Source organism: Citrobacter sp. RHBSTW-00986 (genome assembly GCF_013783065.1).
Classification (GTDB): Bacteria; Pseudomonadota; Gammaproteobacteria; order Enterobacterales; family Enterobacteriaceae; genus Citrobacter; species Citrobacter braakii.
Window position 1 is genome coordinate 4,186,391 of the sequence record NZ_CP056200.1, and the last position, 25,022, is coordinate 4,211,412.

At 50.8% G+C, this 25,022-nt stretch carries 20 protein-coding genes; 12 read left to right on the forward strand and 8 right to left on the reverse strand.

What is annotated here, in order from left to right:
- The first annotated feature begins 79 nt into the window (after window positions 1-79).
- From btsT to yjiA, 3 genes are read left to right on the forward strand one after another with little or no spacing between them, the layout of a single operon-like run.
- Window positions 80-2,230: a pyruvate/proton symporter BtsT gene (gene btsT / locus HV345_RS20240; RefSeq protein WP_003830033.1), complete on the forward strand. Its 2,151-nt coding sequence runs from the start codon at window positions 80-82 to the stop codon at window positions 2,228-2,230.
- A gap of 49 nt (window positions 2,231-2,279) precedes the next feature.
- Entirely contained in the window at window positions 2,280-2,474 is a 195-nt protein-coding gene (locus HV345_RS20245; RefSeq protein ID WP_003830038.1) for a YbdD/YjiX family protein, read from the forward strand.
- Window positions 2,475-2,486: 12 nt separating this feature from the next.
- Window positions 2,487-3,443 carry a GTPase gene (yjiA, locus tag HV345_RS20250; RefSeq protein ID WP_016155616.1) on the forward strand — a complete coding sequence of 319 codons (957 nt, stop codon included), beginning with the start codon at window positions 2,487-2,489 and terminating at the stop codon, window positions 3,441-3,443.
- A gap of 63 nt (window positions 3,444-3,506) precedes the next feature.
- On the opposite strand, the gene HV345_RS20255 is transcribed toward yjiA, so the two are convergent.
- Genes HV345_RS20255 through HV345_RS20265 form a run of 3 tightly spaced genes read right to left on the reverse strand, consistent with a single transcriptional unit; the run spans window position 3,507 to window position 6,421 of the window.
- The gene (locus HV345_RS20255) at window positions 3,507-4,250 is read right to left on the reverse strand and encodes a hypothetical protein (protein WP_181635982.1); all 744 of its coding nucleotides are present in this window, start codon (window positions 4,248-4,250) and stop codon (window positions 3,507-3,509) included.
- A gap of 1 nt (window position 4,251) precedes the next feature.
- On the reverse strand, window positions 4,252-5,301 hold the full coding sequence (locus HV345_RS20260) for an AAA family ATPase (protein WP_181635983.1): 1,050 nt from the start codon (window positions 5,299-5,301) through the stop codon (window positions 4,252-4,254).
- On the reverse strand, window positions 5,294-6,421 hold the full coding sequence (locus tag HV345_RS20265) for a DUF262 domain-containing protein (protein ID WP_181635984.1): 1,128 nt from the start codon (window positions 6,419-6,421) through the stop codon (window positions 5,294-5,296). Before HV345_RS20265 ends, HV345_RS20260 begins: the two co-directional genes overlap by 8 nt.
- A 242-nt stretch (window positions 6,422-6,663) precedes the next feature.
- Between HV345_RS20265 and hsdR the strand changes: the two genes are divergently transcribed.
- From hsdR to symE, 4 genes are all read left to right on the forward strand, one after another.
- A complete protein-coding gene (gene hsdR / locus HV345_RS20270; protein ID WP_181635985.1) occupies window positions 6,664-9,093 on the forward strand; it encodes an EcoAI/FtnUII family type I restriction enzme subunit R in 2,430 nt (809 codons plus the stop codon).
- 74 nt (window positions 9,094-9,167) lie between these two features.
- The gene (locus HV345_RS20275) at window positions 9,168-10,637 is read left to right on the forward strand and encodes a type I restriction-modification system subunit M (protein WP_181635986.1); all 1,470 of its coding nucleotides are present in this window, start codon (window positions 9,168-9,170) and stop codon (window positions 10,635-10,637) included.
- On the forward strand, window positions 10,637-12,382 hold the full coding sequence (locus HV345_RS20280) for a restriction endonuclease subunit S (protein WP_181635987.1): 1,746 nt from the start codon (window positions 10,637-10,639) through the stop codon (window positions 12,380-12,382). Before HV345_RS20275 ends, HV345_RS20280 begins: the two co-directional genes overlap by 1 nt.
- Window positions 12,383-12,596: 214 nt before the next feature.
- Window positions 12,597-12,944 carry an endoribonuclease SymE gene (symE, locus tag HV345_RS20285; protein WP_114683345.1) on the forward strand — a complete coding sequence of 116 codons (348 nt, stop codon included), beginning with the start codon at window positions 12,597-12,599 and terminating at the stop codon, window positions 12,942-12,944.
- Window positions 12,945-12,987: 43 nt separating this feature from the next.
- Here symE and HV345_RS20290 read toward each other — a convergent pair whose 3' ends face one another.
- Window positions 12,988-15,087, reverse strand: coding sequence for a DUF262 domain-containing protein (locus HV345_RS20290; RefSeq protein ID WP_181635988.1), 2,100 nt, complete (start codon window positions 15,085-15,087; stop codon window positions 12,988-12,990).
- Window positions 15,088-15,237: 150 nt separating this feature from the next.
- On the reverse strand, window positions 15,238-15,402 hold the full coding sequence (locus tag HV345_RS20295) for a DUF1127 domain-containing protein (RefSeq protein WP_181546378.1): 165 nt from the start codon (window positions 15,400-15,402) through the stop codon (window positions 15,238-15,240).
- 177 nt (window positions 15,403-15,579) lie between these two features.
- Here HV345_RS20295 and HV345_RS20300 point away from each other — a divergent pair, with 177 nt between their 5' ends.
- Window positions 15,580-16,992 (forward strand): PLP-dependent aminotransferase family protein, encoded by a 1,413-nt coding sequence (locus HV345_RS20300; protein WP_181546380.1) that lies wholly within the window; start codon window positions 15,580-15,582, stop codon window positions 16,990-16,992.
- A 51-nt stretch (window positions 16,993-17,043) separates the two neighbouring features.
- Here HV345_RS20300 and HV345_RS20305 read toward each other — a convergent pair whose 3' ends face one another.
- Window positions 17,044-17,994 (reverse strand): Rpn family recombination-promoting nuclease/putative transposase, encoded by a 951-nt coding sequence (locus HV345_RS20305; RefSeq protein WP_181635989.1) that lies wholly within the window; start codon window positions 17,992-17,994, stop codon window positions 17,044-17,046.
- A gap of 230 nt (window positions 17,995-18,224) precedes the next feature.
- Between HV345_RS20305 and HV345_RS20310 the strand changes: the two genes are divergently transcribed.
- The 3 genes from HV345_RS20310 to mdtM all read left to right on the forward strand — a co-directional run bounded on the left by HV345_RS20310 (window position 18,225) and on the right by mdtM (window position 21,304).
- On the forward strand, window positions 18,225-19,040 hold the full coding sequence (locus tag HV345_RS20310) for an AraC family transcriptional regulator (RefSeq protein ID WP_181635990.1): 816 nt from the start codon (window positions 18,225-18,227) through the stop codon (window positions 19,038-19,040).
- A 48-nt stretch (window positions 19,041-19,088) separates the two neighbouring features.
- A complete protein-coding gene (locus HV345_RS20315; RefSeq protein ID WP_181635991.1) occupies window positions 19,089-19,739 on the forward strand; it encodes a LysE family translocator in 651 nt (216 codons plus the stop codon).
- A gap of 323 nt (window positions 19,740-20,062) precedes the next feature.
- Window positions 20,063-21,304, forward strand: a complete 1,242-nt coding sequence (gene mdtM, locus HV345_RS20320; protein WP_181635992.1) for a multidrug efflux MFS transporter MdtM — start codon at window positions 20,063-20,065, stop codon at window positions 21,302-21,304.
- Window positions 21,305-21,396: 92 nt separating this feature from the next.
- On the opposite strand, the gene metC is transcribed toward mdtM, so the two are convergent.
- Window positions 21,397-22,587, reverse strand: a complete 1,191-nt coding sequence (gene metC / locus HV345_RS20325; protein WP_016155600.1) for a cystathionine beta-lyase — start codon at window positions 22,585-22,587, stop codon at window positions 21,397-21,399.
- 30 nt (window positions 22,588-22,617) lie between these two features.
- Window positions 22,618-23,850 (reverse strand): dicarboxylate/amino acid:cation symporter, encoded by a 1,233-nt coding sequence (locus tag HV345_RS20330; protein WP_003019196.1) that lies wholly within the window; start codon window positions 23,848-23,850, stop codon window positions 22,618-22,620.
- A 219-nt stretch (window positions 23,851-24,069) separates the two neighbouring features.
- Here HV345_RS20330 and HV345_RS20335 point away from each other — a divergent pair, with 219 nt between their 5' ends.
- A complete protein-coding gene (locus HV345_RS20335; protein ID WP_016151563.1) occupies window positions 24,070-24,996 on the forward strand; it encodes a LysR family transcriptional regulator in 927 nt (308 codons plus the stop codon).
- The last annotated feature ends 26 nt before the right edge of the window (window positions 24,997-25,022 follow it).

Below are 25,022 nucleotides of genomic sequence, written 5' to 3' on the forward strand. Positions count from 1 at the left end.
GCAGTCAATTTACCTCCTCAAACACAAGATCAAACCCACGCGGCTTCGGCCAATTATTAATTAGATACCAGGTTTTACTATGGATACGAAAAAGATATTCAAGCACATACCCTGGGTGATTCTCGGAATCATCGGTGCATTCTGCCTCTCGGTAGTGGCATTACGTCGGGGTGAGCACATCAGTGCCCTGTGGATCGTGGTCGCCTCAGTTTCTGTTTATCTGGTGGCCTATCGTTACTACAGTCTGTACATCGCCCAAAAGGTGATGAAACTTGACCCGACGCGTGCCACGCCGGCGGTCATCAACAATGACGGTCTGAACTACGTTCCAACCAACCGTAACGTATTGTTTGGCCACCACTTTGCCGCTATCGCAGGTGCAGGTCCGCTGGTTGGGCCGGTACTGGCCGCGCAGATGGGCTATCTGCCCGGTACGCTGTGGCTGCTGGCGGGTGTCGTGCTGGCCGGTGCGGTGCAGGACTTCATGGTGCTGTTTATCTCTTCACGCCGTAACGGCGCATCTCTGGGTGAGATGATCAAAGAAGAGATGGGCCCGATCCCGGGAACCATTGCGCTGTTCGGCTGCTTCTTAATCATGATCATCATCCTTGCGGTACTGGCGCTGATCGTGGTGAAAGCGCTGGCTGAAAGCCCATGGGGTGTGTTCACCGTCTGCTCAACCGTACCTATCGCGCTATTCATGGGGATCTACATGCGATTCCTGCGACCGGGTCGTGTGGGCGAAGTGTCGGTGATTGGTATTGTGCTGCTGGTTGCGTCTATCTACTTCGGCGGCGTGATTGCTCACGACCCATACTGGGGCCCGGCACTGACCTTTAAAGACACCACCATTACCTTTACCCTGATCGGCTATGCGTTTATCTCTGCGCTGCTGCCGGTATGGCTGATCCTCGCGCCGCGCGACTATCTGGCTACCTTCCTGAAAATCGGCGTTATCGTCGGTCTGGCGGTGGGGATTGTTATCCTCAACCCGGAACTGAAAATGCCGGCGATGACTCAGTACGTTGATGGTACTGGTCCGCTGTGGAAAGGCGCTCTGTTCCCGTTCCTGTTCATCACCATCGCGTGTGGTGCGGTATCTGGCTTCCACGCGCTGATCGCTTCTGGTACCACACCGAAGCTGCTGGCCTGTGAAACCGACGCGCGCTTTATCGGTTACGGCGCCATGCTGATGGAATCCTTCGTGGCGATTATGGCGCTGGTTGCTGCATCTATCATCGAACCGGGTCTGTACTTCGCAATGAACACCCCGCCAGCAGGCCTTGGCATCACCATGCCGAACCTGCATGAAATGAGCGGCGAGAACGCCCCGCTGATTATGGCGCAGCTGAAAGACGTAACCGCACATGCGGCGGCGACCGTCAGCTCCTGGGGCTTCGTCATTTCGCCTGAGCAGATCCTGCAGACCGCGAAAGACATCGGTGAACCGTCCGTTCTGAACCGCGCAGGTGGCGCGCCGACGCTGGCTGTTGGTATCGCTCACGTGTTCCACAAAGTGCTGCCGATGGCTGATATGGGCTTCTGGTACCACTTCGGTATTCTGTTTGAAGCACTGTTCATCCTGACCGCACTGGATGCCGGTACCCGTTCTGGCCGCTTTATGCTGCAGGATTTACTGGGGAACTTCGTTCCGTTCCTGAAAAAAACCGACTCTCTGGTTGCGGGCATCATCGGTACTGCGGGCTGCGTAGGCCTGTGGGGTTACCTGCTGTATCAAGGTGTTGTTGACCCGCTGGGCGGCGTTAAGAGCCTGTGGCCGCTGTTCGGTATCTCTAACCAGATGCTGGCTGCCGTGGCGCTGGTTCTCGGCACCGTGGTACTGGTTAAAATGCAGCGCACCAAATACATCTGGGTTACCGTTGTTCCGGCAGTATGGCTGCTTATCTGCACCACCTGGGCGCTGGGTCTGAAACTGTTCAGCACAAACCCGCAGATGGAAGGCTTCTTCTTCATGGCGAATCAGTACAAAGAGAAGATTGCTAACGGCGGCGAACTGACCGCTCAGCAGATTGCCAACATGAACCACATCGTTGTCAACAACTACACCAACGCAGGCCTGAGTATTCTGTTCCTGGTGGTGGTGTACAGCATCATTTTCTACGGGTTCCGTACCTGGCAGAAAGCCCGCGCCATCAACGGTCGCTCTGATAAAGAGACGCCGTATGTACCGGTGCCGGAAGGCGGCGTGAAGACCTCTTCACATCACTAACCGTATTCAGCCCCGCTTCGGCGGGGCTTTTCGCTTATCAGGATTGTTTATGTTTGGTACTTTAGGTCAGGCAAAAAAATACCTCGGTCAGGCGGCAAAGATGCTGATTGGCATTCCGGACTACGACAACTACGTCGAGCACATGAAGACCAACCATCCCGATAAGCCGTACATGACCTACGAAGAATTCTTCCGCGAGCGCCAGGAAGCCCGCTACGGTAGCGGCGGAAGCAGTTGCTGTTAGAAGGAGAAATGAATGACCCCGATTGCAGTTACCCTACTCACCGGTTTTCTTGGCGCGGGTAAAACCACCCTGCTGCGCCATATTCTCAACGAGCAGCACGGCTATAAGATTGCCGTTATCGAAAACGAATTCGGCGAAGTCTCGGTGGACGATCAACTGATTGGCGACCGCGCCACGCAGATCAAAACCCTGACCAACGGCTGCATTTGCTGTACACGCTCCAGTGAGCTGGAAGACGCACTGTTAGATCTGCTCGACAACCTCGACAAAGGCGCCATCCATTTCGACCGTTTGGTGATCGAGTGCACTGGCATGGCCGACCCCGGCCCGATTATCCAGACCTTTTTCTCCCATGAAGTGATTTGCGAACGCTACCTGTTGGACGGTGTGATTGCGCTGGTTGACGCGGTACATGCCGACGAGCAGATGAACCAGTTCACCATAGCCCAGTCGCAGGTGGGCTACGCTGACCGCATCCTGCTGACCAAAACCGACGTGGCGGGTGAAAGCGAGAAACTGCGTGAGCGCCTGGCGCGCATCAACGCCCGCGCCCCGGTTTATACCGTCACGCATGGTGATATCGACCTCTCCCTGCTGTTCGATACCAACGGTTTCATGCTCGAGGAGAACGTGGTCAGCGCCAAACCGCGCTTCCACTTTATCGCCGACAAGCAAAATGATATCTCCTCGATCGTCGTCGAGCTGGATTACCCGGTAAACATCAGTGACGTGTCGCGGGTAATGGAAAATCTGCTGCTGGAATCCGCCGAGAAGCTGCTGCGCTACAAAGGCATGCTGTGGATTGAAGGCGAGCCAAACCGCCTGCTGTTCCAGGGCGTTCAGCGTCTGTACAGCGCCGACTGGGATCGCCCGTGGGGCGACGAACAACCGCACAGCCTGCTGGTGTTTATCGGCATTAACCTGCCGGAAGACGAGATCCGAGCGGCGTTTGCGGGATTGAAGAAGTAAAATCTGATACAATTCTCTGGCCGAGGTAATGAGCTCATACGGCCAGAGAGCACAATAATTTTATTAAATCACATTACGAAAAACACATGTCAACTCTTTGGGGTTTGTTTTCCAAATATGGTCAAATCCACTTGACAGTAAAATCTCAATCTTATGACTAGGCATTTCAATTAATAAATACCTGTCATGGCAATTTGTATACTTCGGATAAATAGTCTGTTGTACACTCCACTCTGAATATATGCTTTGAGCAAACTGATTAGTTATTTTAGTACTATTTAGCACAACATTTAAATTTACTGGCGTCTCAGCATATTCGATAAATAACCTAGATCTGGGAAGTATAGAGTAAAACAAGCTTTTAGTATTATCCCAGTTTTTTGCAAAATAATTGTCACATATGACAATTTTGCATGCATCCCTACATAATAACTCCAGATAGGTTTTCAAATCATCACGAGATTCATTTGCATTAATTTTGATCGTAACATTGTTACTAATCATGCCATCTTTATAATGTACATATGGAAGTTTTTTCAATGGATCTTCAGTCAAAATAACTTTAAGTGCTGACTTTGACGCTAATTCCTCAAGACTGTCATCTTTTTCCCCTTCATTCATTAACATTGGGAGAATTCGATTATATGTTAAGTCATTCAAACCTAAAACCTTTGCTTCCATCCACTGTTTTTTGTTAGTAGAATAAGGAAAACTCAACTTCTTTAATAATTTTTTATACTTTTTTGTCCCTGTATGATTGAGATACTCAACTAATAAAGCTGTTTCAAGCACAATATTTCCGAACATGTTATCTCATTTCCATTAATTCAGCTAATGTTGCATCAAAAAAGCCTTTTGGAAATGCAACTTTATTGTTATTGAGATCAGTAAATTCACCATCGCCATCAATAAGCAATGAAATAAAAGACTCGTCAACATTCGGTTTATAATGAACAACCACGTCAGAAGATGCAATTTCATCATCATAAACCTGGTAGGCGAGTCGATTTATCAGATGTTCGCAATGTGTCTCAACAATAATCTGAATGCCTTTACTCGCTATAAAAGACAGGAATATAGCTAAATGAGCCTGTGCTTTTGGATGCAACTGAATTTCTGGATTTTCCAACAAGATAAGATCGCCTTTTTTTGCCATCAGGCAAATGATCAGTACTTTGGCAATATAACTCATTCCCGCCCCCAGATTCAGCGGCGAAACATTCCCCTCAAGTTCTCTCAGAGTAAAAGCGACTTTAACTTGATCACCTACTTTCTCAGTAACCAATTCAGATGTCGTCCCTGTGATCAACTTTAACCAATAAGACAATTGATACGCTAGTGTCGTCGATTCGCTAGCCTTCACCAAATAATCAGGTACGGGTAAGTGCTTCATTTTATCAAATGTTGAAAACAGGTGCTCACCCGCACCACCTACGCGCCGCTCAGATACAGGAACCATTTCTTGTGCACCTAATCGATTGGCATTCAGATATAGCAACTCCGGCTCGCCACCGACAAATCTAGGCTCATATTGGTAACCAAGCCGACTATCAATATCAGTGTTTTCTGCATTAAGTGTTAATGTATGGCTGTTATTCTCAATATCCTGAGCGCTTATAACAATAGACTTCGCATTTATTTTTTTATTTCTAATAATAGAAAAATCAGCTAAAAAACGAATCACATCTTCCATGCTATATTGATTGACTGAAGCACTGTGCTTTATCAATAGCATCAATGCTTGTAGCACACTAGACTTTCCGGAAGAGTTTGTGCCGGTTAATATAGTTAACGGAGACAGCAAAAGGTTTGCCGCCCCCAAGCTTTTAAATCCATGGATATTAATACCTTTAAGCATTTCTAATCCCTCTTATCAATTCTTGAGCAAAATCAAAACGCATTTTCACATACTCTGTTGTATCAACAGCGCCAGAAAAAATACCTATTGCATCAAAGTTATTTTTATATTCATCAATGATAATGTGAATTTCATCATCTCTTCGAAAAGATGGTGAATCGACTTTAAAATGCCCAAAAACAAAAACCAGCACTTCAAACAGCCCCATATTTACAGGGCGTCTATACCCTCCAGGTTTAGGGTTAAAACGAAATCCTTCTTCACCAAGTTTATGATATATATTAGCTAACCCTCTGAGACAAATAATTTTTATATGTTTAATTAGTTCATCATCAGCCCTTGTGTTCAAAAACTTCATTGAGGAAGCAAGAAAAGTATCAATATCCGAACGAAACTCAATACCAGGCATTAAACCTTTACGCAATAAATAAAAAGATATAAAACGCAACATGAGATAACGGTCTCTCATTCTATCTGATTTTATTCCACCACCGGTGGCAAGAAAAAACTCTCTACTTTCAGTAAGTTCTTGTATTAATTTTGTCACCTTACCTTGATAAAGTGCATGGCGCATTTCTTGTTTATTTAAGTTAATGCCACCACGGTTAACTCGTTCAAAGATATTGAATTTTACATATTCTGGCGTTGGCGGTTGAATGACATATGAATGTAATTGACAATCTTCTAGCTTTGCTTGCAATATCGGAGCGATCTCCGAAAATTTCATACCACAAAGCTCAGGTAACATCGTTAATCCTGTAAGAGGAAACTCATCATTAACGTAAAGTTTCAACGCTGAAATACGTTGTTTGCCATCAATAATTTGCCGAACACCATTTTCATCTTCAAATAGATAAATCAAAGGAATGGGAATGCCCATTAAGATAGATTCAACTAACTCCGACTGCCTCTTCCGCTCCCAGACGACTTTACGTTGAAACTCAGGTGCAAGAACAAGCTGCCCACGAGCCTCACGGCGCAGCAATTCGAAAACGCTCGATTGTTCTTTTGCGATCCTGACCTCAGTATCTGTCCCCATCTGATGCGGATGTGACGTTAACTCGAGCTCTTCCTGATCCTCAAGTTCGATGTTGTCGTTTTCTGCATCCGCATTAAGCATGGTGAAATCGCCTTTTATAAATTACTGGTGTCATTTATCCACAAAATACAACGCTGAATCCCAGAATTCAGCGTTGTAAAGGTGATTAATTATACCCTAACTCAATACCAGACCGCGACCTCAGTAACATCATCCTTCGAGTCGTTTCCCATAACACATTGCTTTTATGCCATTTGACGTCATAGCCTGCCCTCTGATTTTATGTACAATCGGAATGGTCCTGATTAAATCGAGAGCGCCCAATGGCTGACCTGAACCTGAGTACCCTGACGGAAGCAGACATCATCACCAAATGCGTTATGCCCGCCATCCTTGACGCTGGCTGGAACGACACAACGCAAATCAGACAAGAGGTCAAACTCCGGGACGGTAAAGTCATCGTACGCGGTAAGGTTGCAGCGCGCAGAGCGGTGAAATCTGCCGATATCGTGCTGTATTACAAGCCGGGTATTCCGCTGGCGGTCATTGAAGCCAAAGCCAACAAACACGAAATCGGCAAAGGGATGCAACAGGGTATCGAGTACGCACGCCTGCTGGACGTTCCTTTCGTCTTCGCCACCAACGGCGACGGCTTTATCTTCCGCGATGCCACGGTTGCTGACGGCGAACTAATGGAAAAACCGATTACCCTCGGCGAATTCCCTTCTCCCTCGGAACTGTGGCAAAAATTGTGCTTATCAAAAGGCTACACCGAAGCTCAACTTCCGGTGATTACTCAGGACTACTACGACGACGGCAGCGGCAAAGCGCCGCGTTATTACCAGCTACAGGCCATCAATAAAACCATTGAAGCCGTTTCCGCCGGGCAAGACCGCGTTCTGCTGGTGATGGCAACCGGAACGGGGAAAACCTATACCGCCTTCCAGATTATCTGGCGCTTATGGAAAGCGAAAAGTAAGAAGAGGATCCTGTTCCTCGCCGATCGCAATATTCTGGTCGCTCAGACCAAAAATAACGACTTCCTGCCGTTTGGCACAGCGATGACCAAGGTCACCGGGCGCACCATCGACCCGGCTTTTGAAATCCACCTCGCGTTGTACCAGGCCATCACCGGCCCGGAAGAAGATCAAAAAGCCTTTAAGCAAGTGGCCCCGGATTTCTTTGATCTGATTGTGATTGACGAATGCCACCGCGGCAGCGCTTCGGAAGACAGCGCCTGGCGCGAAATCCTCGACTACTTCAGCAGCGCCACGCAGATTGGCTTAACCGCCACGCCGAAAGAGACTTATGAAGTCTCCAGCACCGATTACTTCGGCGACCCGGTGTATATCTACTCGCTGAAAGAAGGCATCGAAGACGGCTTCCTTGCCCCATACAAAGTGGTGCGCGTCGACATCGACGTCGATCTCCAGGGTTGGCGCCCAACCAAAGGCCAGACGGATAAAAACGGCGAGCTGATCGACGACCGCATCTACAACCAGAAAGATTTTGACCGCACGATGGTGATTGATGAGCGCACCGAGCTGGTGGCGAAAACCATTACCGATTACCTCAGACGCACCAACCCGATGGATAAAACCATCATCTTCTGTAACGACATCGATCACGCGGAGCGGATGCGCCGCGCGCTGGTCAATCTCAACCCGGAACAAGTGAAAAAGAACGACAAGTACGTGATGAAAATCACCGGCGATGACGACATCGGCAAAGCCCAACTGGATAACTTTATTAACCCCAAGAAGGCCTATCCGGTTATCGCCACCACCTCCGAGCTGATGACCACCGGCGTGGATGCCAAAACCTGCAAACTGGTGGTGCTGGACCAAAACATTCAGTCGATGACCAAATTCAAGCAGATCATCGGTCGCGGCACCCGTATCGATGAACGCTACGGCAAGCTATGGTTCACCATCCTCGATTTCAAAAAGGCCACCGAGCTGTTCGCCGACGAACGCTTCGACGGCATCCCGGAAAAGGTGATGGATACCACACCGCAAGATATCGCCGACCCGGACTCTGATTTTGAAGAGCAGTTCGACGAGCACGACGAAGAGGTTGAGGACGTTATTACCGGTGCCGATGAAGATCCCGCGCCGTATACCGTCACCGGTTCAGACGATGTCGGCCCGCTGCCGGAAGACGATGAAAACAAAGTGCGCAAGTTCCACGTCAACGGCGTCGCCGTCGGCGTGATCGCCCAGCGCGTGCAGTATTACGATGCCGACGGCAAGCTGGTCACCGAATCCTTCAAAGACTACACCCGCAAAACGCTGCTCAAAGAGTACGCCTCGCTGGATGATTTCACCCGCAAGTGGCAGGACGCCGAGCGCAAACAGGCCATCATTAAAGAGCTGGAACAGCAGGGGATTATCTGGGAAGTGCTGGCGGAAGAGGTCGGTAAAGAACTCGACCCGTTCGACATGCTGTGCCACGTGGTGTATGGTCAGCCGCCGCTCACCCGCAAAGAGCGGGCGGAGAACGTGCGTAAGCGCAACTACTTCACCAAATACTCCGACGCCGCGCAGGCGGTGCTGAATACGCTGCTGGATAAATACGCCGACGCGGGCGTGCAGGAAATAGAGAGTATTCAGGTGCTGAAGCTCAAGCCGTTCGACAGCATGGGTACGCTGCCGGAGATCATTAAAAGCGGATTCGGCGACCGTAACGGGTATAATCAGGCCATCAGCGAGCTGGAGAGCGAAATCTACCACTTACCGCCCCGCTCCGCGTAACGACTCCCCTTTTGTGCCTTCTGCTGCCACCACGTAGCAGAAGGCCTTATTGTTAATGAAACATGGAACACATCATGTCAATCAGTTCAGTTATCAAATCATTACAGGACATTATGCGCAAAGACGCCGGTGTGGACGGCGATGCGCAGCGCCTCGGCCAGCTCTCCTGGCTGCTGTTTCTGAAAATCTTTGACGCCCAGGAAGAGGCGCTGGAACTGGAGCAGGATAACTATCAGTACCCTATTCCGCAGCGCTACCTGTGGCGCACCTGGGCGGCGAACGCCGAAGGCATTACCGGCGATTCCCTGCTGGAATTCATCAACGACGACCTGTTCCCGGCGCTGAAAAACCTCACTGCACCTATCGATAAAAACCCGCGCGGCTTTGTGGTCAGACAGGCGTTCAGCGATGCCTATAACTACATGAAAAACGGCACCCTGCTGCGTCAGGTGATCAACAAGTTGAACGAAATCGACTTCACCAGCGCTAGCGAACGCCACCTGTTCGGCGACATTTACGAACAGATCCTCAAAGATCTGCAATCGGCGGGCAATGCCGGTGAATTTTATACTCCGCGCGCCGTCACCCGTTTTATGGTCGATCGCGTCGATCCGAAGCTCGGCGAGTCAATTATGGATCCAGCCTGCGGCACCGGCGGCTTCCTCGCCTGCGCATTCGATCACGTAAAAAACAAATACGTGAAAAGCGTGGCCGATCACCAGACGCTGCAACAGCAGATCCACGGCGTGGAGAAAAAGCAGCTCCCGCACCTGCTGGCGACCACCAATATGCTGCTGCACGGCATCGAAGTACCGGTGCAAATTCGTCACGACAACACCCTCAACAAGCCACTGTCGTCGTGGGATGAACAGCTGGATGTAATCGTCACCAACCCACCATTCGGTGGCACCGAAGAAGACGGCATCGAGAAGAACTTCCCGGCAGAGATGCAGACCCGCGAAACGGCGGATCTGTTCCTGCAATTGATTATTGAAGTGCTGGCGAAAAACGGCCGCGCGGCGGTGGTGCTGCCGGACGGCACGCTGTTTGGCGAAGGCGTGAAAACCAAGATCAAAAAGCTGCTCACCGAGGAGTGCAACCTGCACACCATCGTGCGTCTGCCGAACGGCGTGTTTAACCCGTACACCGGGATCAAAACCAACCTGCTGTTCTTTACCAAAGGCCAGCCGACGAAAGAGGTCTGGTTCTACGAGCACCCGTACCCGGCAGGGGTGAAGAACTACAGCAAAACCAAACCGATGAAGTTTGAAGAATTCCAGGCCGAGATCGACTGGTGGGGCAACGAGGCCGACGGCTTCGCCAGCCGCGTCGAGAACGAACAGGCGTGGAAGGTCAGCATCGACGAGGTGATTGCCCGCAACTTTAATCTCGATATCAAGAACCCACACCAGGCGGAAACCGTCAGCCACGATCCGGACGAACTACTCGCACAGTATGCCAAACAGCAGGAAGCGATCCAGACCCTGTGCCACCAGCTGCGCGATATCCTCGGCGCGGCGCTCTCCGGTAAGGAGGCCAACTGATGGCGGTGGAAAAACTGATTGTCGACCATATCGATACCTGGACCACGGCGCTGCAAACCCGCTCCACGGCGGGGCGGGGCAGTTCGGGTAAGATTGACCTGTACGGCATTAAGAAGCTGCGCGAGCTGATTCTGGAGCTGGCGGTGCGCGGCAAGCTGGTGCCGCAGGATCCGAACGACGAACCGGCGTCTGAGCTGCTGAAACACATTGCGGCGGAAAAAGCCGAGCTGGTGAAGCAGGGGAAGATTAAAAAGCCCAAGCCACTGCCGGAGATTAGCGAGGAGGAGAAACCGTTTGAGCTGCCGGTGGGGTGGGAGTGGGTGCGGCTGGGAACCTTATTTAACTCAATCCAGAGTGGAGGAACTCCAAGCAAAATCAACCCTGCATTTTGGGGAGGGGATATACCTTGGGCTAGCGTGAAAGACTTGGGCTCTTCGCAACATATTTCGAAAACCCAAGACTATATTACAGAAGCCGGTTTATCCTCTGGTAGTAAATTAGCTGATTCTGGTGATGTATTAATTTGCACTCGCATGGGATTAGGGAAGATTGCTATTGCTTCTTGCCCAATCGCTTTTAATCAAGATTTAAAAGCGGTAAAGCTAACAAGTGGTATTATTCCTGATTTCTTCTTTAATACCTATTCCACTGTAAAAATAAAAGGTACAGGCACAACAGTAGAAGGAATCAAGCAAGAACAATTGGTGAATTACATCACTGGATTCCCTCCATTCAATGAACAAAATAAAATTGTTGTTAAAATTAAGGAATTGATGTCCCTTTGCGACCAACTGGAACAGCACTCCCTGTCCAGTCTGGACGCCCATCAACAGTTGGTTGAAACCCTGCTAACTACGCTAACCAACAGCCAGAACGCCGATGAATTGGCCGAAAACTGGGCGCGTATAAGCGAGCATTTCGACACGCTATTTACCACCGAAGCCAGTATTGACGCCTTAAAACAGACCATTCTACAACTGGCGGTGATGGGCAAACTGGTTCCGCAGGATCCGAACGACGAACCGGCCTCCGAACTGCTCAAACGTATTACGCAGGAAAAAGCACAGTTGGTGAAAGACGGGAAAATTAAAAAACAAAAACCGTTGCCACCGATTAGTGATGAAGAAAAACCATTTGAACTGCCGGAGGGGTGGGAATGGTGTAAATTTGGTTTAATCTCTGAGTTTATTAACGGAGATCGGGGAAGCAACTATCCTAATAAAAATGAATACGTTGTTCACGGAATCCCTTGGATAAATACAGGTCATATAGAGAAAAATGGAACTCTATCAATAACAGATATGAATTTCATTACTGAGAAAAAATTTAATGAGTTAAGAAGTGGGAAAATTCAAAGCGGAGATTTAGTTTATTGTTTACGCGGAGCTACATTCGGTAAAACAGCATTCGTAAAACCATACGAATCTGGTGCTATCGCATCCTCTCTAATGATCATTCGACCGTTTATTAGAGAAATGGGAGAGCATATATATAATTATTTAATCAGTCCATTTGGACGCTCGCAAATTTTTCGTTTTGATAACGGTTCAGCGCAGCCTAATCTATCTGCTAATAGTGTGATGCTTTATGCTTTTGCATGTCCGCCATTACAAGAACAATTTAGAATTCATAAAAAAATAACTGAGCTATTTCATATATGCGATAGTTTGAAATTACAAATTAAATCCGCCCAACAAACCCAGCTCCACCTGGCCGACGCCCTCACCGACGCCGCCATAAATTAACCCGCCCCAGAAACCAATAAAGCGGCTAAATAGCCGCTTTATTCCCATCACCAGAAATAATCCATCCCCGCATCCACGCCATTATTTTCATTCATTTTCAGCTGGACTTTCCTTCTATTCCCTGATGATATGTACAGGTTTTTAACGCAAGGTGCCCGTGCTGCAACACGAGCGCCTCGCTAATCACAATCCCTATTAATAAGGAATAGAGACCATGACTACCTCGCATTCTATTGCAGAATTCACCGATCCAGAAGTCTCCCCGGCAAATAATCGCCTGGGTACCGTCAGCTATGCGAGTCGTTATCCGGATTACACGCATATTCCGGCAATTATTATGAAAGGCCAGTGGCTGGAGGCAGCCGGTTTCGCCACCGGCTGCAAATTCGATGTCAGAGTGATGCCCGGCTGCATTGTGCTGACGGCCAAGCTGCCGGAACCGGAAGAACCAGCGTTACTGCAGTCGCTGCGTCGGGTGTGCAAGCTGTCCGCGCGTAAACAGCAGCAGGTGCAGGAGTTTATCGACGTAATTTCGGCCAAACCGCTCAGGCAGAAACGATAACGTTATCCCCGGCAGCCTCCATGCTGCCGGGGTTACGACGAGGCTATACCACCGCACTATCCATCTGTTTTTCAAATGCCTGGCGAATCAGCCCCATCACATACGGTAGCTGGGCAATATCGCTGAAACCGACCTCTACATCACCATTGCCCCAGCGACCAAGATCCGTTACGTCTTTCGCCATCCCTTTCGGATCGACCAGTTCATGGAACGGCATATTCAGCGACAGGCGCAACCGGCTTTTCTGCGGTACGACATCCACAAAATTGGTCTCCGCCTTGAAGGCGATATACAGATTCAGCACTTCCTGTGTGATACTCGCATCCAGCTTTAAAATCTCTGGTGCCAGTTGGTCAAATAGCATCCGGCTATGTGAGCCGACCTCCAGTTGATGGAAATCCGTCAGACTGTAGTTCATCGCTTTTTCAGGCTGCTGACGATAGCCATCAAGAACATCTTCATCCAACTCAGGAGCACTCCAGACCTGAACGGCACGCTTCGCCAGCCGCTCAGCCCGAGCATCCATCGCCGCTTCATCCCACTTCTCGCACAGCCCTAATCCGGCGTTTAAATGCAAAGGGCTTTCTTTAAAGCCGCCATCAATATCGCGTTTTTCCACAAAGGCTTTATCGCTGTAACGGGAGTTATAGCCGGTTAACGTCAGGTTTCCCAACGTATGTAGCCGCTCTTTATGTATCCGCTGCCAGTCGCTGCCCAGCTCTTCACGCCATTTTGCCGACAGATTTTCATTCTGCGGCATAATATGTTCAATCGTATATTCATCCACCGCCACGCGCTCTTTGCGCCCGTAATTTTCCAGGCGGCGTAGCCAGTAACTACGGCTACGGAAGTTATACAGATCGCGCTCTTTTAACTTGTGGCTAAATTCATCGTTGTCCGGGAAACGTCGATAGCTCGGCAGTTCCAGTAAATGCGCCTGAATACTTTCCAGATAGTTTTCTTTATCCAGTACTCTATAAAATGTGGCGAAGGTCTTGTTCAGCGAGTTGGTGGGAATAGCGCACACCGCGCGGCGGAAAACATACGACTCAACCAGGCGTATCGCACTCAGAAAATCATCGTGTGATAAATTGCCCTCCCGGTAATCGTGGTACAGCACCAGCAGGAACGGATAAGCAACATCAACCTTTAACTCCCGTAAATCCTGAAACGCTATAGCAAGTTGCTTATCGCTCTCTTTCCCCAGCGCCATCGCACAGAAATATTCCGCATAGCGCTGAATATCCGCTACCAGCGCATCCACACCCTCTTCGGCGATAGCCTGGCTACGCGCATGTAACTTAAATGCTTCATAAACTTCATCGGTCCTAGGAATATCCCCCGTTTTGACCGTCAGATAATGACGCATAAAGCTGTCAAAATATTCGCTATAGCCTTTCTGTCCGAAAGCAATTTCCATCGGTCGCCAGTGGTCGTCATACAGCCGCGTCTGATGTTCCGGCTCCAGCCCCATCAGGATATAATTACGCACTAAATCGGCCTGGCTGAGCGCCTTGCCCGTAGAGTTCATGCTTTCAAAAATTAGCTGCGGGTTATCCTGCCCGCGATTCAGTGCGACATCGACAATCAATAGCTTTGATAGCCCACGACACAGCGAAATCAAGTCATCGCCTAATTTGCTGATTTGTTCATCGAAGAAGTTAAAATTGGCCTCAATCCGCTGCGAACCGTTTTCAGGCAGCGGTTTTTGTTTAATCAGTGCCAGCAGGCTATCTTTATCCGTCTCCGTCAGCAACAACTTGTATCCCCGCTCTCCGGACTCGTAGGGGTTGAGCAAATAGTAATTGCGCAACTTCATGGCGGAGAAGCCATCAATCAACTCTTCATCGCCAAGATGACGGGATAACGCCTCAAGGAGTAACATCGCCGTCGTCAGGCGCTGTTGACCATCAATAACCAGTAACGGAGAAATCCCCGAAACCTGATACAGTCCCTGCTCTATATAAACAACGGAGCCAATAAAGTGGGCCGAAATATCGTCACGTTGTCCGGCACGGAGAATATCGTCCCAAAGCTGACGACATTGCTGCTCAGACCATGAATAGGTTCGTTGATAGATGGGAATAACAAATTGCTGTGAGCGTTTGAGGAAATCGAGTAATCGGGCTTCTGTAGCTTTCATCCTGATAATAATCCTTCCATGAAGCAAAAGTGCTTCAATAATACTCCCTTCGTTGGCAGAACCAGGAGCAATTTCTCCCAGTCCTTCCTCTTCCATCGCCCCACCACAAACGAGGTCGCCACAAAACCGTTCAGGAAACACCATCCGCGGCTATTCGATCTGATCGCGTCGCAGCCCGACGTCCCGCAGCCGCTCATTACTCATCTGTTGCAATACGCGCCGCGTTTGCGCCCGTAACCGCCACCCCTTATATGCCCGCCAGATCAGAACAAACCCAATAAATGGCTGCTTTGCTTTATTCTCATGAAATTCCATACCTTGCCTCCCCGCCTTGTCTGAGGCTTTATCTTCACGGATTTGGCCCTAAGCAATACAGACTCACAAAGTACTTTTATTTAACATACAGATTGGTTAAAAAGAGTTCTGCATCGCTTTTTTCACGCCAATCTGTACTGGTTTTTTTATCTGTATGATACCCATGAGGGATACAGCATGACGCGTTATCAACATCTGGCCAATCTGCTGGCCGAACGCATTGAGCAGGGGTTGTATCGCCATGGCGAAAAACTGCCTTCGGTACGTAACCTGAGTCAGGAGCACGGGGTCAGTATCAGCACCGTCCAGCAGGCGTATCAGATGCTGGAACAGCGGCAACTGATCACCCCGCAGCCGCGTTCCGGTTATTTTGTCGCGCCGCAAAAAGCGCTGCCGCCCGTACCGCCGATGTCACGCCCGGTGCAGCGTCCGGTCGAGATAACGCAGTGGGATCTGGTGCTGGATATGCTAAAAGGGCATAGCGATAAATCTGTGATCCCCTTCAGCAGCGGCGCACCAGATGTCAGTCAACCGAGCCTGAAACCGCTCTGGCGCGAACTCAGCCGCGTAGTGCAGCATAACCTGAAGGCAGTGCTGGGGTACGACAAGCTTCCCGGCAGCCAGGATCTGCGCCAGCAGATCGCCCGTCTGATGCTGGACAGCGGTTCACTCCTCAACGCCGATGATATTGTGATAACCAACGGGAGCCAGAGCGGAATGTCGCTGGCGCTGCTGGCGGTTTGTCAGCCAGGGGACATTGTCGCCGTTGAATCCCCCACCTACTACGGCACAATGCAGCTACTGCGCGGCCTGGGGATCAAGGTGATTGAGATCCCAACCGATCCGGATACCGGGATCAGCATTGAAGCGCTGGAGCTGGCGCTGGATCAGTGGCCGATTAAAGGCGTGCTGCTGGTTCCCAACTGCAACAACCCTCTCGGGTTCATTATGCCGGATGCGCGTAAGCGGGCGGTGCTCGCCCTCGCCCAGCGTCACGACATCGTCATTTTTGAAGATGATGTGTATGGCGAACTGGCCACAGAGTATCCGCGCCCGCGTACGATCCACTCCTGGGACAGTGACGGCCGGGTAATACTCTGCAGTTCGTTTACCAAATCCGTAGCCCCCGGACTGCGCGTGGGTTGGGTGGTTCCCGGTCGCTATTACAATAAACTGCTACATATGAAGTACGCCGTCATTGGTACTAACGTTCCCGCTACGCAGTTGGCAGCAGCCTCCTTTGTGCGCGAAGGTCATTACCATCGGCATATCCGGCGTATGCGCCAGATTTATCAGCGTAATATGGAGATCTACACCTGCTGGGTACGGGAATATTTTCCCTGCGGGATCTGCGTCACACGACCAAAAGGCGGCTTTATGCTGTGGGTCGAGCTGCCGCTCCAGGTCGATATGGTCTGCGTCGCTAAGCAGCTCTGTCGCCTGAAAATCCAGGTCGCACCGGGATCGCTGTTCTCCGCTTCCGGAAAGTATCGCAACTGCGTGCGCATCAACTGCGCGTTACCGCCAAACGAGAAGCACCAGCAAGTGATGCAAAAGCTCGGCGAGGCGGTAAAGATGGCGATAGAGTAAACCGGACCGCCCGGTGATTCCGGGCAGGCGATTATACGATTTAAGTCATATCTAATGACTTAAACCCTGAATATCTTCTGCGGAAAGCCGGGTAATTTTTTGTACCGTGCAGATATCAATACCGTCTGCCAGCATGGTGTGGGCAATACGGAGCGCCTCATCACGTCGTCCTTCTATAAGCCCTTCTTGTCGTCCTTCCTGTAACCCTTCTTGTAACCCTTCCAGCCTGCCTTTTTGTAGCCCTGCCTCATGCAATCTGTCGGCGATCGTCATCAAATGCTCCTTATGCTGCGGTGAACGTTCGGCAACCTCACGAATAAACTCACTGAATCGAGGCGCATCGCCAGTTCGTAAAATATAATTAAACAGCGTCTTTATCTGGCTGTCATTAGTCAGTCCGGTAAGTAGCAGGGAAACAATTTGATCGACCAGCCCCATAAGGTCGCGCTGACGAATATGTTTTTGGATTAACTCCAGCAGCGCCATACGTCGATGCTGCACAATTTCGTCATCCGGGATAACCGTAATATCCACCAGCGGAAACGCCACTGCATACAGCTGACGAGCCAGCTTCGGGTTAGCAAACTCGTCCAGCCAGCATAGGGAATAAGGATACGGGCTTTTCGCACCGTGATAGAACAACATCGGCACCACCAGCGGTAATTGCTGATGCCCGGCATCTAAATGCTTCTGCATGGCCGCTACCGCGTAACGCATCAACCTGAATGCCATATGCGCATCTGGTGTGCTTTGGTGTTCAATCACCACATAAACATAACCATCACCTTCCGTCGTTTTCACGGACCACAGCACGTCGGAATAGTGCGCACGTAAATCCTCTTCAATGAAACTATCCGGCTTGAGTTTCAGCGTCTGAAAATCGCAAAGTTCGCGCAGCGAAGCGGGAAGATGTATTTGTAGAAAATCCCGAGCTGTCTCAGGGTGGCGCAAAAACGTTTTAAAGACCGCATCATGCGGGGTGGAAGTCGGTGCTTTGTTCATGGCGATCCATCACCTGGAAATAAGATGCCGTGACTGTAGCGCTGGTAAACCACACCCTCACCTGTAACTTTCTCTCTTTGCGAGGCGATTTCCGGGATAAAAACGCCCCTTTGTAACGTCTGCATTTGTCTGGAACGCATCACGCAGAATCACGACCTCAATGCACATTCCCGCTTTTTCACCGCAGGGCCTGTGCTATAACAAATCATCACTTTCATGGAGGACACGATGTGACGCATACCCGAGATATTCCACAATCGTTCTGGCGTGATGAGCAACTGCCGTGGCTGGAGCTGCGCAGCACCTGGCGCAGCCAGCAGGCCTATAAGCGCCATCACCACTCTCAGCTCTCGATTGGGGCAATTCTCGAGGGAGGAACCTGCTGCCTGTGCGATGACAAGGAATACCATCTGAAGGTGGGCGATCTCATTGTGATCCCACCACTGGCACCTCACAGCTGTAATCCCGTCAACGGGAAATTTCGCAGCTATCACATGCTTTATCTTGATGCCCGGTGGTGTCTTGCCCATCTGCCTACGCTGAACAGCAATCAACGGCTTTGTACGCGCACTCCTGTTATCCGCGACCCGCAATTATTCCAGTGCTACATGCACCTTGTGGCGCTCATGCCGCAACGGCAAACGACGCAGATAACTGATGCTGCACAAGCATTGCTTCGCTCGCTGCCATTGCAGTCGGTAACACCGGAAAACCTAAGCGTCACCAGCCAGTATCTGCGCGAGCGGTTGCAGTCCAGTCTGCACTCCCCACCCTCGCTGGATGAGCTGGCAGATGAGTGTCACATGCGTAAAGAGACGCTGATTCGGACCTTTAAGCAGGACACCGGGCTGACGCCGGGAAATTATCTGAACATCGTGAGAATTGACTATGCCCGCCAACGGCTACGGGCCGGGGACGAAATTACCGATGTCGGCTACCAGAGCGGGTTTGCCGACCAGAGCCATTTCCATCGCACCTTTGTTCGCTACACAGCAGCCACACCGAGCCAGTACGCATTGGGACGATCAATATCAGACAATAATTAGCGTTGCGTCAGGCGTACGCTGATCTCTGTTTCATTTTCTGAGGTCGCTATGTCGCTGCTTGCTGAACTTTTTCCGTCTGCTTTTCCCGCGCTGGCGCTGGCGCATTTTGTTGCACTACTCAGCCCAGGGCCGGACTTCTTTTTACTGGTCGGTTACGCCGTACGTTACCGGATGCGCGGCAGCGCCGGGCTGTGCGTAGGGATCGCTATCGGCAACGGGCTGTATATCCTGCTGGCGATTATTGGTTGGGGGATCCTGCGCCAGCTTCCCCTGCTGTTTACGGTTATTGAGCTGCTGGGCGCGCTCTATTTATTATGGATTGGCAGCCTACTGATACGCAGCCGCCCGCAAACCCTGACCGGAGCAGACGCCCAGTCTACCTGTCCAGGATTTGGCAAACAGCTGCTGCTGGGATTAGGTTCGTCGCTGCTCAACCCAAAAAATGCGCTGTTCTATCTGGCGCTAATGACCGCCCTGCTCGGCCCGTCGGTGACGCTGCTGCAACAAACCATGAGCGGGATCTGGATGACCAGCGTGGTGTTATTCTGGGATCTGCTGATCGTGATGTTCATCGGCTTACCGCAGATCCAGCGGCGGTTAACCCGAGGGATCGTGTGGATCGAGCGTATCGCCGGCTGCGTGCTGATCGTCTTCGGCAGTGCGATCGCGCTGCGTTTTCTGCAGAGTGTCACTTTCTGATAAGCGTGACGATTTTCTGCAAATAAAGCGGATAAACTCGTTTAATTAATATCCAATCCGCATTACACTTTGGGTGGCTATTATCCATTCAACCAATTCTTCCCGAGGTGCGATGTGCTGATTGTTACCTGTAATCGTTACGTTTTCTGACCCGAGTCTGAAAACGTTTCTCCTGTTTGCGCCTCGCGCAGGCAGCGTTTTTGATTACATGAAATTCAGTACATTTGCAGTCTGCTTTTTTTTGTCATCGGTCTGACGTCTCAAAGACGGTATTGAATTTCGCTATTCCCGTTGAGGGTTTTCTCCCGAAAAGGAGCTGTTTTATGCAACGGATTCTCGCGTTTTTCTCCCAACGCACCACGACGCTACTTTTTCCTGTCGCGTTGATTTTATATGACTTCGCCGCTTATCTGTCGACGGACCTGATCCAGCCAGGCATTATCAATGTGGTGCGTGATTTCAACGCCGACGTCAGCCTGGCCCCCGCTGCGGTGAGCCTCTATCTGGCTGGCGGCATGGCGCTGCAATGGTTGCTGGGACCGCTCTCCGACCGGATTGGCCGTCGACCGGTGCTGATTGCGGGGGCGTTAATTTTTACGCTCGCCTGCGCTGCCACGCTATTGACCACCTCAATGACGCAATTTCTGGTCGCCCGATTTGTACAGGGCACCAGCATCTGCTTTATCGCTACCGTTGGCTATGTCACGGTGCAGGAAGCGTTTGGGCAAACGAAGGCCATAAAGTTAATGGCGATAATCACCTCCATTGTGCTGGTTGCGCCGGTTATCGGCCCGCTCTCCGGCGCAGCGTTGATGCACTTTGTACACTGGAAAATCCTGTTCGCCATTATCGCCGCCATGGGGCTTATCGCCCTGATAGGGCTAGCGTTAGCAATGCCGGAAACCGTTAAGCGCGGCGCGGTGCCGTTCAGTGCACGCGGCGTACTGCGTGATTTCCGCGACGTTTTCCGTAACCGGGTGTTCTTGTTTGGCGCAGCCACGCTGTCGTTAAGCTATATCCCGATGATGAGCTGGGTGGCGGTCTCGCCAGTGATCCTGATCGACGCTGGCGGGATGAGCACATCAGAGTTTGCCTGGGCGCAGGCACCGGTGTTTGGCGCGGTAATCGTCGCCAATATGGTGGTTGTTCGTTTTGTGAAGGATCCAACCCAGCCACGTTTTATCTGGCGGGCGGCCCCGATTCAACTGAGCGGACTGGCGGTGCTGATTGTCGGCAATTTGCTGTGGCCGCACGTCTGGCTGTGGTCGGTGCTGGGAACCAGCCTGTATGCGTTTGGCATTGGTATGATCTTTCCGACGCTGTTCCGCTTTACGCTGTTTTCCAACAGCTTACCGAAGGGTACGGTCTCGGCGTCGCTGAATATGGTCATCCTGACGGTGATGGCGGTTTCTGTCGAAATCGGACGTTGGCTGTGGTTTAACGGCGGCAGGATTTCGTTTCATCTGCTGGCGGTTGCGGCGGGTATTGCTGTCGTCTTTACCCTGGCAGGCTTACTGAAGCGGGTTCGCCAGCATGAAACAACAACGTTAGCCACTGAAAACTAACCAGCCGGATGGCACTGACGCTTATCCGGCCTATGTCGTAGTGATAGGCCGGATAAGGCGCCTGCGCCGCATCCGGCAACCATCACATTATCTTAAGCAATGCGCGCAAACCCTGCTTCCAGATCGGCAATCAGGTCGCCAATATCCTCAAGGCCAATATGCACCCTGACCAGTGTGCCGCTGAAATCTACCTCTCCGGCTGGGCGAATGCTGTTCAGCTCTTCCGGCTGATTCGCCAGAATAAGCGACTCAAATCCGCCCCACGAATAAGCCATATGGAACAGCGAGAAGTTATCGAGGAAATTCGCCATCTGCTCGTCGGTCAGTCTCTTTTTCAGCACAAACGAGAACAGGCCTGAGCTTCCGGCAAAGTCACGCTGAAAATACTCGTGTCCCGGACATTCCGGTAATGCCGGATGATTCACCCGCGCCACTTCCGGCCTTGCCGACAGCCAGCGGGCAATATGGATGCTGCTCTCCTGATGCTGCTTAAGACGTACCGCCAGGGTGCGCAATCCACGGCTGCCGTTGTAGGCCGTATCGGCATCCAGCGTTTGCCCCATCAAATAGGAGTTCTCGCGCAGACGATCCCAACAACGCGCGTTGGACACCGCCGTGCCCAGCATGCCGTCCGAATGACCGATGGTGTACTTCGTTCCCGCCTGAATGGAAATATCCACGCCATATTCCAGCGCTTTGAACAGTACGCCCGCCGCCCAGGTGTTGTCGATCATAATGACAATCTCCGGATTAACCGCGCGGATAGCTTTCACCATCCCCGGTACATCCTGGACTTCCATGGTGATCGAACTTGGCGATTCGAGGAATACAACTTTCGTTTCCGGACGCAGAAGATCAACGATGCCAGCACCAATCAACGGATCGTAATACGTTGTTTCCACATTGAATTTACTCAGGATCTTATTGCAAAAATCCTGGGTTGGCTCGTAGGCCGCGCCCGTCATCAAAATATGATCGCCACCCTGAACAAACGCCAGAATCGCATTGGTCACCGCCGCAGCGCCGCACGGGTAAAGCGCGCAGCCAACGCCGCCTTCCAGTTCGCTCATTGCCTTCTGGAAGGCAAAGTGGGTGTAGGTTCCGCGGCGACCATAAAACAGCTCGCCATTTGCGCGATTGGCGGTGGCGAATTTTTTGTCTTTCACGGTATCAAACACCAGCGAAGAAGCGCGCTGGATAACCGGATTCACCGCACCCTGGGTGTAGCGTTTGTCGCGACCCGCAACAACTAATTGCGTCTCAAGCTTCATTGCGTCTTTCATAACATCTCCTGTTCTTAATCCGTGTGAAACCTATACCACCGCAGCAGTAGAGTTTATTTCAGTGTTGGTCTGCTTTTTTCCAGCGAACCGTTCAACAATCTGCGCCGCATTCAAATCATGGATAACGTTAATCAGTGTGGCAGGCGCATCGGTAATCGTGCCCAGCACTACCAACATCGGGATCGCTTCCATTGGCAGGCCCAGCGTAGTGACGATAAAGATTTCACCGAGGAATGCCCCGCCCGGTACGCCGCCGACGATAATGGCGGAGAGCACCGCAATCAGCATGGTCAGGAAGAAGGTCTCGGTGGTGAACTCCATGCCCAGCACGGAATAGATAAAGACAATTTTCAGCGCGGCAATCATCGCCACGCCACCTTTGTTCAGGTTAACCAGTAGCGGAATGGAGACATCAACGATTTCCGGGTTAATCCCCATCGCCTTACCGGCACGCAGCGTCACCGGGAGTGTCCCCAGCGAAGAGCAGGTCCCCAGCGCAGTCGCAGACGGTTCAATCGCATTACGCCAGAAAGCTTTGACCGCCGGAATACCGCCGCCAATATACGAATAGAGAATTGAGCCAAAAACAAAGTAGACCAGCGTGGCCACCATGAACAGGCCGATGGCGCGAGCAAAGGTTAACAGCAGTGCAGAGTCCTGACTGGCCATAGTGGCAGCGAAATAGCAGCCCAGGCCAATCGGTGCGACCTTCATAATGATCGAGACGATCTTCATGATCACGGTATTGGCATCTTCCAGCAGCGACGCAATGCGCTTACCGGCCTGATCCGATTGACCAATCGCCACACCAGCAATAATCGCCATCACAATCAGCGCCAGAATATTGGACTTAGAAAACAGTCCGATAAAGTCGCTGGTCGTGATCATGCTGACAAAATCCATCTTACCGCTGCCCGCCTGCACCGACTGCGAAAGATCGATAGTGACGCCCTGCGCCGGGTTATACCATAGCGCCAGCGCGACTATCCCGGCGGCCGGAATAAAGGCCATTGCGATCGAAACAATAAAGATAATCGCCATAATGCGCCCCAGCCTTTTCAGGTCGGTCATACTGGCGATCGAAGACATGACGCTGATCCCCACCAGCGGCACAATAATCATAAATAGCAGATTTAAGAATATCTGGCCGATTGGCTGGAGTTTACTTGCAAACGAGGGGGCATAAATACCTAATAAGCCGCCAATCACCAGAGCAACTAATAAAATAATCGACGATCTGTAGGGTTCGAGTCGTGACCACATAATCGGTACCTTTAGAATAATATTTAATGAGATTAAATTCACAATGTGATGAGTTTCCGTTTCGCCTCCTTTTATTTTGTGACGTAACTCACCTAAGTTGTTATTTTTTCATTTTGCCAGCAAGTTGTTTCCTGTGATTCAATAGTTGCATGTTTAAAACGCGAATGTAACGGCCTATTCGTACCGTTTTTGCAAATCACTTGTGAATAAAAGGAAACTATGAGTACGCCGATTTCACTCAAGCATCTGGAGTTTTTCATTAAAATCGTCGACTGCGGAGGATTGTCAGAAGCCGCGGCGCAGCTCAACGTCTCGCCATCTGCGGTCAGCAAAAGCCTGGCGGCAATGGAAGATACGTTAGGCACGACATTAATTAAACGTACCACCCGCAGTATTACCCTGACCGATGCCGGGCAATATCTCTTTAACCGCGCCAATAAGCTTTTGAAAGAATTCGATGAAACGCTGAATACCACCTCCGGTTATTATCACAGCCCGCAGGGTGAATTACGCATAACCTGCTCAATTGCGTTTGGTTATTCCCGGCTGGTGAACCTGGTGGATAAATATCGTTCCCAGTTCCCAGATGTGAATCTGTATATCGATCTCAACGATAACTTCGTGAATCTGAACGAAACAGATTTCGACATCGCCCTGCGAATCTCCACCGCACCACCGCAGAACTACGCAATGCGCAAGCTGGTGCCTGTCCGCTGGGCGTACTGCGCCTCACCCGGCTACCTTGCCAAAAAAGGCATGCCCCAGCGTCGTAGCGATCTGGTCAATCATGATTGCCTGGTTTACCCAGGTCTCACGCCGGTGCTGAAGGTGGCGGATGAACAGGATCGTCTGCATCAGTTAAAACTGCATATGCCTATCCAGGCCAACAGCAGTCTGGTATTGCTGAAATCGGTGTTAGAAGATCAGGGAGTGGCGTATTTGCCCACCTATCTGATTGGCGATCATATTCAAAAAGAAGAGATAACGCCGCTGATGCTCGACGGCACCATCACCTGCGAAACCCACGCCCTGTATGCGCTCTATTTTCCCAGTAAGTACAGCAATCCGAAGGTGCGATCGTTTATCGATTTTCTGGTGGCGGAACTCGGCCCCTTACCCGCCTGGGACAACTGGATCCCAGAGTAAGCTTTGCACGTCTGAAAATGGGAGGC